Raw genomic sequence first — 5,587 nt, 5'->3', positions numbered from 1 at the left:
GCGTTGGAGGAGGTGGTGGCAGTCGACGACATGATGGCTGAATTGGGTAGTGCCGCGAATTATAAGGCGAATCGCGGTTGTTCCGGGTCGCGGACTGCCGCGCGGCGCGCTCGTGGACACCGCCAGGCGCTGGGCTGCGCGTCACGCGGGCGGAACGCAGGGCCGCTCTGAATGAGTTTTGACCGAGCAGCTAACTCTATGTATAATCACGGGTTTCCGCGCGCGGTGCGTGGGAAAAATGAACACAGAGTGAGGTTCTCAATGTACGCGGTCATAAAAACCGGTGGCAAGCAGTATAAAGTTGCCGTCGGCGAAAAACTTAAAGTAGAACAGATACCGGCAGACATTGACGCTGAAATCACGCTCGACCAGGTTCTCGCAGTAGGCGAAGGCGAATCGATTAAGTTCGGTACGCCGCTGGTCAGTGGGGCTTCCGTCAAGGCTACCGTCGTGTCGCAAGGTCGTCACGCAAAAGTGACCATCTTCAAGATGCGTCGCCGGAAGCACTACCAGAAGCATGGCGGCCACCGCCAGAACTATACCGAACTGCGCATCGACGCGATCAACGCGTAAGCGCACGGTTAAGGAGCAAATCAAATGGCACACAAAAAGGCAGGCGGATCGTCCCGGAACGGCCGCGACTCTGAATCGAAGCGTCTCGGCGTCAAGGTTTACGGCGGTCAGGCCATCAACGCTGGCGGCATCATCGTTCGCCAACGTGGCACGCGCATGCACCCGGGCGAAAACGTCGGTATCGGCAAGGATCACACCTTGTTCGCGCTGACGGACGGCCACGTCAATTTCTCGACGAAGGGCGCAGCGAAGAAGCACATGGTCAACGTCGTCCCGGCAGCAGTCTGAGTTTAATCAGGCACGGGCTTCAGGACCGGAAGAAGGCCCCGCGAAGTTAGCGGGGCTTTTTTTATTGCAGCGTCTTTTGCCAGGTGAAATTGGCGATCCGGCGGATCGAATGGCCACGCCGGCAAGGCTAGCCGTTCGGCTGATTGCTCACCGCACGGCGGGCGCGGCAAAATAGCGGCATCGGATAGCATCAACCCAGCAGCACCATCTAGCAGTACACCACGGGACGGAGTTACGCATGAAGTTCATTGACGAAGCGAGGATTGAAGTCATCGCCGGCGACGGAGGGGATGGCAGCGCGTCGATGCGCCGCGAGAAGTTCGTTCCGTTCGGCGGCCCGGATGGCGGCGACGGCGGGCGGGGCGGCAGCGTGATCGCGGTTGCAGACCGCAACATCAATACGCTGATCGACTACCGCTACGCGAAAAAACATTTGGCGCGCAACGGCGAAAATGGCCGCGGCGCGGACTGCTACGGCAAGGGCGGCGACGATATCACGCTGCGCATGCCGGTCGGCACGACTATTACCGATATGGAAACCGGCGAGCTGATCGCCGATTTGACCGAGCACAACCAGAGCGTGCAGATCGCGCAAGGCGGCGCGGGCGGCCTTGGTAACCTGCATTTCAAATCCAGTACGAACCGCGCGCCGCGTCAGAAAACCGACGGCAAGCCCGGCGAGCGCCGCATGGTGCGCCTCGAACTGAAGGTGCTGGCCGACGTCGGTTTGCTGGGCATGCCGAACGCCGGCAAGTCGACTTTTATTTCGTCGGTGTCGAACGCGCGGCCGAAGATTGCGGATTATCCGTTCACCACGCTCGCGCCGAATCTCGGCGTGGTGCGTGTCGGGCCGAGCCGCAGCTTCGTGATCGCCGACATTCCCGGCCTGATCGAAGGCGCGGCGGAAGGCGCGGGTCTTGGTCACCAGTTTCTGCGTCATCTGCAGCGCACCGGCTTGCTGCTGCACATTGTCGACCTCGCACCGTTCGACGAAGCCGTCGATCCCGTCGCGGAAGCCAAGGCAATCGTCAACGAACTGCGCAAGTACGACGAATTGCTGTATGAGAAGCCCCGCTGGCTCGTGCTGAACAAGCTCGACATGGTGCCGGAAGACGAGCGCGAAGCGCGTGTGTCGGCATTCCTTGAGGGCTTTGGCTGGGAAGGTCCGGTGTTCGAAATCTCGGCGCTGACCGGCCAGGGTTGCGAGAATCTTTGCTACGCGGTGTTCGACCACATTGCAGCACATTCAGACGCGCAACGCGCGGCCGAAGCCGAAGATCTTGCCGCTGACGTGCGTTTCCGCGAGAAACCCCAAGCGCCGGCTCCTTCGGACGACTCCAGCGTCGACCCACAGTAAGAGCAAGCCTGAGCGCCGGCGCCTCAAAGGGCTGCCGGCATGCAACACGCGTCATCTTGGGAGACCGCGCACAATGCGTTCCGTCATCGCAGATTCACGGCGATTGGTAGTGAAAGTCGGCTCGAGCCTCGTCACGAATGACGGGCGCGGCCTTGATCATGCTGCGATCGGCCGCTGGGCTGCGCAGATTGCCGCACTGCGCGCGCAAGGCAAGGAGGTGGTACTGGTCAGTTCGGGCGCTATTGCCGAAGGAATGCAGCGGCTCGGCTGGACCAAACGGCCGCGCGAAATCGACGAATTGCAGGCAGCCGCAGCTGTCGGCCAAATGGGTCTCGCACAGGTCTACGAGAGCCGCTTCGCCGAGCATTCGATCCAGACCGCGCAGATTCTGCTGACTCACGCCGACCTCGCCGACCGTGAACGCTATCTGAACGCTCGTTCCACGTTGCTGACGCTGCTGCGTCTGGGCGTCGTGCCGATCATCAATGAGAACGACACGGTCGTTACCGACGAAATCAAGTTCGGCGACAACGACACGCTGGGAGCCTTGGTCGCGAATCTGATCGAAGGCGATGCGCTCGTGATCCTCACCGATCAGCAAGGGCTGTTTACCGCCGACCCGCGCAAGGACCCGAACGCAACGCTCGTCCAGCAGGCCGATGCCGGTGCGCCGGAGCTCGAAGCAATGGCGGGCGGCGCGGGTTCGAGCCTCGGCCGCGGCGGCATGCTGACCAAGATTCTTGCCGCCAAACGCGCAGCGCACAGCGGCGCCAATACGGTGATCGCGAGCGGGCGTGAAGCGGATGTGCTGTCTCGGCTGGCCTCGGGCGAGGCGCTCGGCACGCAGTTGATCGCGCGTACTGCACGTATGGCGGCGCGCAAGCAATGGATGGCCGATCATCTGCAGGTGCGCGGCCACGTGGTGATCGACGACGGCGCGGTCGAAAAGCTGACCGAAGGTGGCAAGAGCTTGCTGCCGATCGGCATTGTCGGTGTGCAGGGCGCGTTTGCGCGCGGCGAAGTGATCGCTTGCCTGAGTGCGTCAGGACGCGAAGTTGCGCGCGGGCTGACGAACTACAGCAGCGCGGAAACCAAGCTGATCCAGCGGCGTCCGAGCGGCGAGATTGAATCGGTGCTCGGCTACATGCTGGAGCCCGAGGTGATCCACCGCGACAATCTCGTGCTGGTCTGACTGCGGAACAATACCTGCACGACAGACAAAAAAGCCGTTCCAGCGTGAGCTGGAGCGGCTTTTTTTATGTCTGCGGCGGCTTCCAGGTCCGACACACGCAGCACGTGTGTGCGGGAAAACTGCCTTAGTGAATCAGCGAGGTCTGCGTGCGCTTGTAGCGGATGTTCTCGACAATCTGCTTTGCGTTGCCCGTGGGCATCTTGTTCGCACACATGTAATCCTGATACAGCGTTGCCTGATACGCGTTCAACGCGCCATTCTCGATGCGCCTGAAATCGTTGGCGACGGTTTGATCCCAGCCGTCGTGATCGGCATTCAGCCCCGCGTACTGACGCCATTCATAGGTGTCGCAGCGAATCCCTTCATAGTTCACGTTGCGCGCGCCGCTTGGGCTCGTTACGACGACAACGTAGCGCACCACGCCGTCGCTGCCGACGGTCAGCGACGTTTTGTCGATCGAGAATTGCAGCGGCGTGTTGCCCGAGACCTCGAAAGGCAGCAGATTCGACTCTTGCGGCAGCGGCGGCAGCGTGTCCACCTTGTTTTCCACCCAATTGCTCGGCCGGTCCAGCAGGTAGGCAAACCCGCTGTCGTCTTTATTGGTGGGTTTGCTGGCGCAACCAGCCAGCAGGGCGCCGGTGGCGACGCACGCCACGACGAGAGCAAGTGCTTTCAATATGGTTTCCTCGAAACACTGGCGCGGCTCATTGAACCGCGCCAGAGGGAGGCGGCGTGGAAAGCCGCGCAGAGTTGTTAATTGCGTACGCCAGGGCGGAACAGCGAGCCGGCGGTTTCGCGATCCGATTCGTCTTCGTGCTCCGACCGGGAGCCAACCTCGGCTACCGACCCGGAGCCCGGACCGCAATCGGACGCGAGCGTCGTGTGAATCGACGTTTCGATGCTGAGTGTGGTCACCGAGGTGGTGACCGTCACCATCGTCGAATCCGGCGGACCTTCCATTGACGACGCTATCCGGGGATAACGCGGCCCGTGGTGCCCGCCAGGTTTTTCCGCACGCGGCACAGCCCGGCGCATGAAACGGGATAGCTCCGTCAGCGCCAACTGATACACATCCCGCTTGAACTCGATCACACAGTCGAGGGGTACCCAGTACTCGTTCCAGCGCCACGCATCGAACTCAGGGTGGTCGGTGGCGCGTAAGCAGATGTCACAATCGCGTCCCACCATCCGGAGTAGAAACCAGATTTGTTTCTGGCCGCGGTAGTGACCGCGTACTTCACGCTTGATGAACTTGTCAGGCACCTCGTAACGCAACCAGTCGCGCGTGCGACCAATTACCTTGACGTGCTCAGGAAGCAGCCCGGTTTCTTCGTGTAACTCCCGATACATCGCTTGCACGGGGGTCTCTCCGTACTTGATGCCCCCTTGCGGAAACTGCCAGGAATGTTCACGCAGCCGCTTACCCCAAAACACTGCGGTGCGCGCGTTCAAGAGGATGATGCCGACGTTCGGGCGAAAGCCTTCACGATCCAGCATACAACCACCTTCGAATCCTTTAAAATTGCTTTGATTATAAACAGATAACGGACCCGACGCACCGATTCGCACCAGATTGGAACGATTCGCCGCAAAAGGCCTCGCGTTTGCGGTAGCCTGTCAGTCTTTCCGTGCCTTACTCCTTGCTGCAGAGGCTTTGCGCGGTGGCTTCAGCGGCCCGATCGGGTCAGTTTTGCTGGGGTTTGCCTGGTATGTGCAGGGCGTTTGCCGGGGCCTGGTCAAGGCCTTGGCTGGATCCAGGCTGGCTCGGGCCCAGGTGTCCGGCGAATCCATGCCGGCTCCAAACCGGGTCTGTGTCGATTTCCCTACCGTTTTCACCTTTCGGGCGGTCCCTCCGGAGCCGCCGCTTTTGGAAAATCTGAATGAAAGCTTCCCGTTTCTTTATCGGCACCCTGAAAGAAGCGCCCGCCGACGCCGAGATCGTCAGCCACCAGCTCATGGTGCGCGCCGGCATGATCCGCCGCGTCGCCGGCGGCATCTATAACTACCTGCCGATCGGCCTGCGTTCGATCCGCAAGGTGGAAGCCATCGTGCGCGAAGAAATGAACCGGGCGGGCGGGATCGAGTTGTTGATGCCGTCGGTGCAGCCGGCCGAACTGTGGCAGGAGTCGGGCCGCTGGGAAAAGTACGGTCCCGAGCTGTTGCGCTTCTAGGACCGC

At 61.2% G+C, this 5,587-nt stretch carries 6 protein-coding genes and 1 pseudogene; 5 read left to right on the top strand and 2 right to left on the bottom strand.

What is annotated here, in order from left to right; all coding sequences use genetic code 11:
- Positions 1 to 261: 261 nt before the first annotated feature.
- From rplU to proB, 4 genes are all read left to right on the top strand, one after another.
- Positions 262 to 573 (top strand): 50S ribosomal protein L21, encoded by a 312-nt coding sequence (gene rplU, locus QOC89_RS06175; protein WP_007180329.1) that lies wholly within the window; start codon positions 262 to 264, stop codon positions 571 to 573.
- 24 nt (positions 574 to 597) lie between these two features.
- Positions 598 to 861, top strand: coding sequence for a 50S ribosomal protein L27 (gene rpmA / locus QOC89_RS06170; RefSeq protein WP_007180330.1), 264 nt, complete (start codon positions 598 to 600; stop codon positions 859 to 861).
- Between the two features lie 238 nt (positions 862 to 1,099).
- Positions 1,100 to 2,218 carry an Obg family GTPase CgtA gene (cgtA, locus tag QOC89_RS06165; protein ID WP_323044216.1) on the top strand — a complete coding sequence of 373 codons (1,119 nt, stop codon included), beginning with the start codon at positions 1,100 to 1,102 and terminating at the stop codon, positions 2,216 to 2,218.
- A 73-nt stretch (positions 2,219 to 2,291) separates the two neighbouring features.
- A complete protein-coding gene (proB, locus tag QOC89_RS06160; RefSeq protein ID WP_323044215.1) occupies positions 2,292 to 3,410 on the top strand; it encodes a glutamate 5-kinase in 1,119 nt (372 codons plus the stop codon).
- Positions 3,411 to 3,534: 124 nt separating this feature from the next.
- Here the strand turns inward: proB and QOC89_RS06155 are convergent, their stop codons facing one another.
- Together QOC89_RS06155 and QOC89_RS06150 are read right to left on the bottom strand one after the other, a co-directional pair.
- Entirely contained in the window at positions 3,535 to 4,086 is a 552-nt protein-coding gene (locus QOC89_RS06155) for a CNP1-like family protein (protein ID WP_323044214.1), read from the bottom strand.
- Between the two features lie 77 nt (positions 4,087 to 4,163).
- A complete protein-coding gene (locus tag QOC89_RS06150) occupies positions 4,164 to 4,907 on the bottom strand; it encodes an RNA pyrophosphohydrolase (RefSeq protein WP_323044213.1) in 744 nt (247 codons plus the stop codon).
- A 383-nt stretch (positions 4,908 to 5,290) separates the two neighbouring features.
- Here QOC89_RS06150 and QOC89_RS06145 point away from each other — a divergent pair.
- Positions 5,291 to 5,578: pseudogene (locus QOC89_RS06145) on the top strand (proline--tRNA ligase); the annotation flags it as partial.
- Positions 5,579 to 5,587: the final 9 nt, after the last annotated feature.

Source organism: Paraburkholderia sp., from assembly GCF_034668105.1.
Lineage (GTDB): Bacteria > Pseudomonadota > Gammaproteobacteria > Burkholderiales > Burkholderiaceae > Paraburkholderia.
The sequence above is the reverse complement of the archived record's forward strand: the minus strand, read 5'-3'. Positions and strand labels throughout refer to the sequence as shown.

Excerpts from the sequence above, each read along its gene's own strand:
- rplU (WP_007180329.1), top strand. The coding sequence starts at position 262 with ATGTACGCGGTCATAAAAACCGGTGGCAAGCAGTATAAAGTTGCCGTC.
- rpmA (WP_007180330.1), top strand. The coding sequence starts at position 598 with ATGGCACACAAAAAGGCAGGCGGATCGTCCCGGAACGGCCGCGACTCT.
- cgtA (WP_323044216.1), top strand. The coding sequence starts at position 1,100 with ATGAAGTTCATTGACGAAGCGAGGATTGAAGTCATCGCCGGCGACGGA.
- QOC89_RS06150 (WP_323044213.1), bottom strand. The coding sequence starts at position 4,907 with ATGCTGGATCGTGAAGGCTTTCGCCCGAACGTCGGCATCATCCTCTTG.
- proB (WP_323044215.1), top strand. The coding sequence starts at position 2,292 with ATGCGTTCCGTCATCGCAGATTCACGGCGATTGGTAGTGAAAGTCGGC.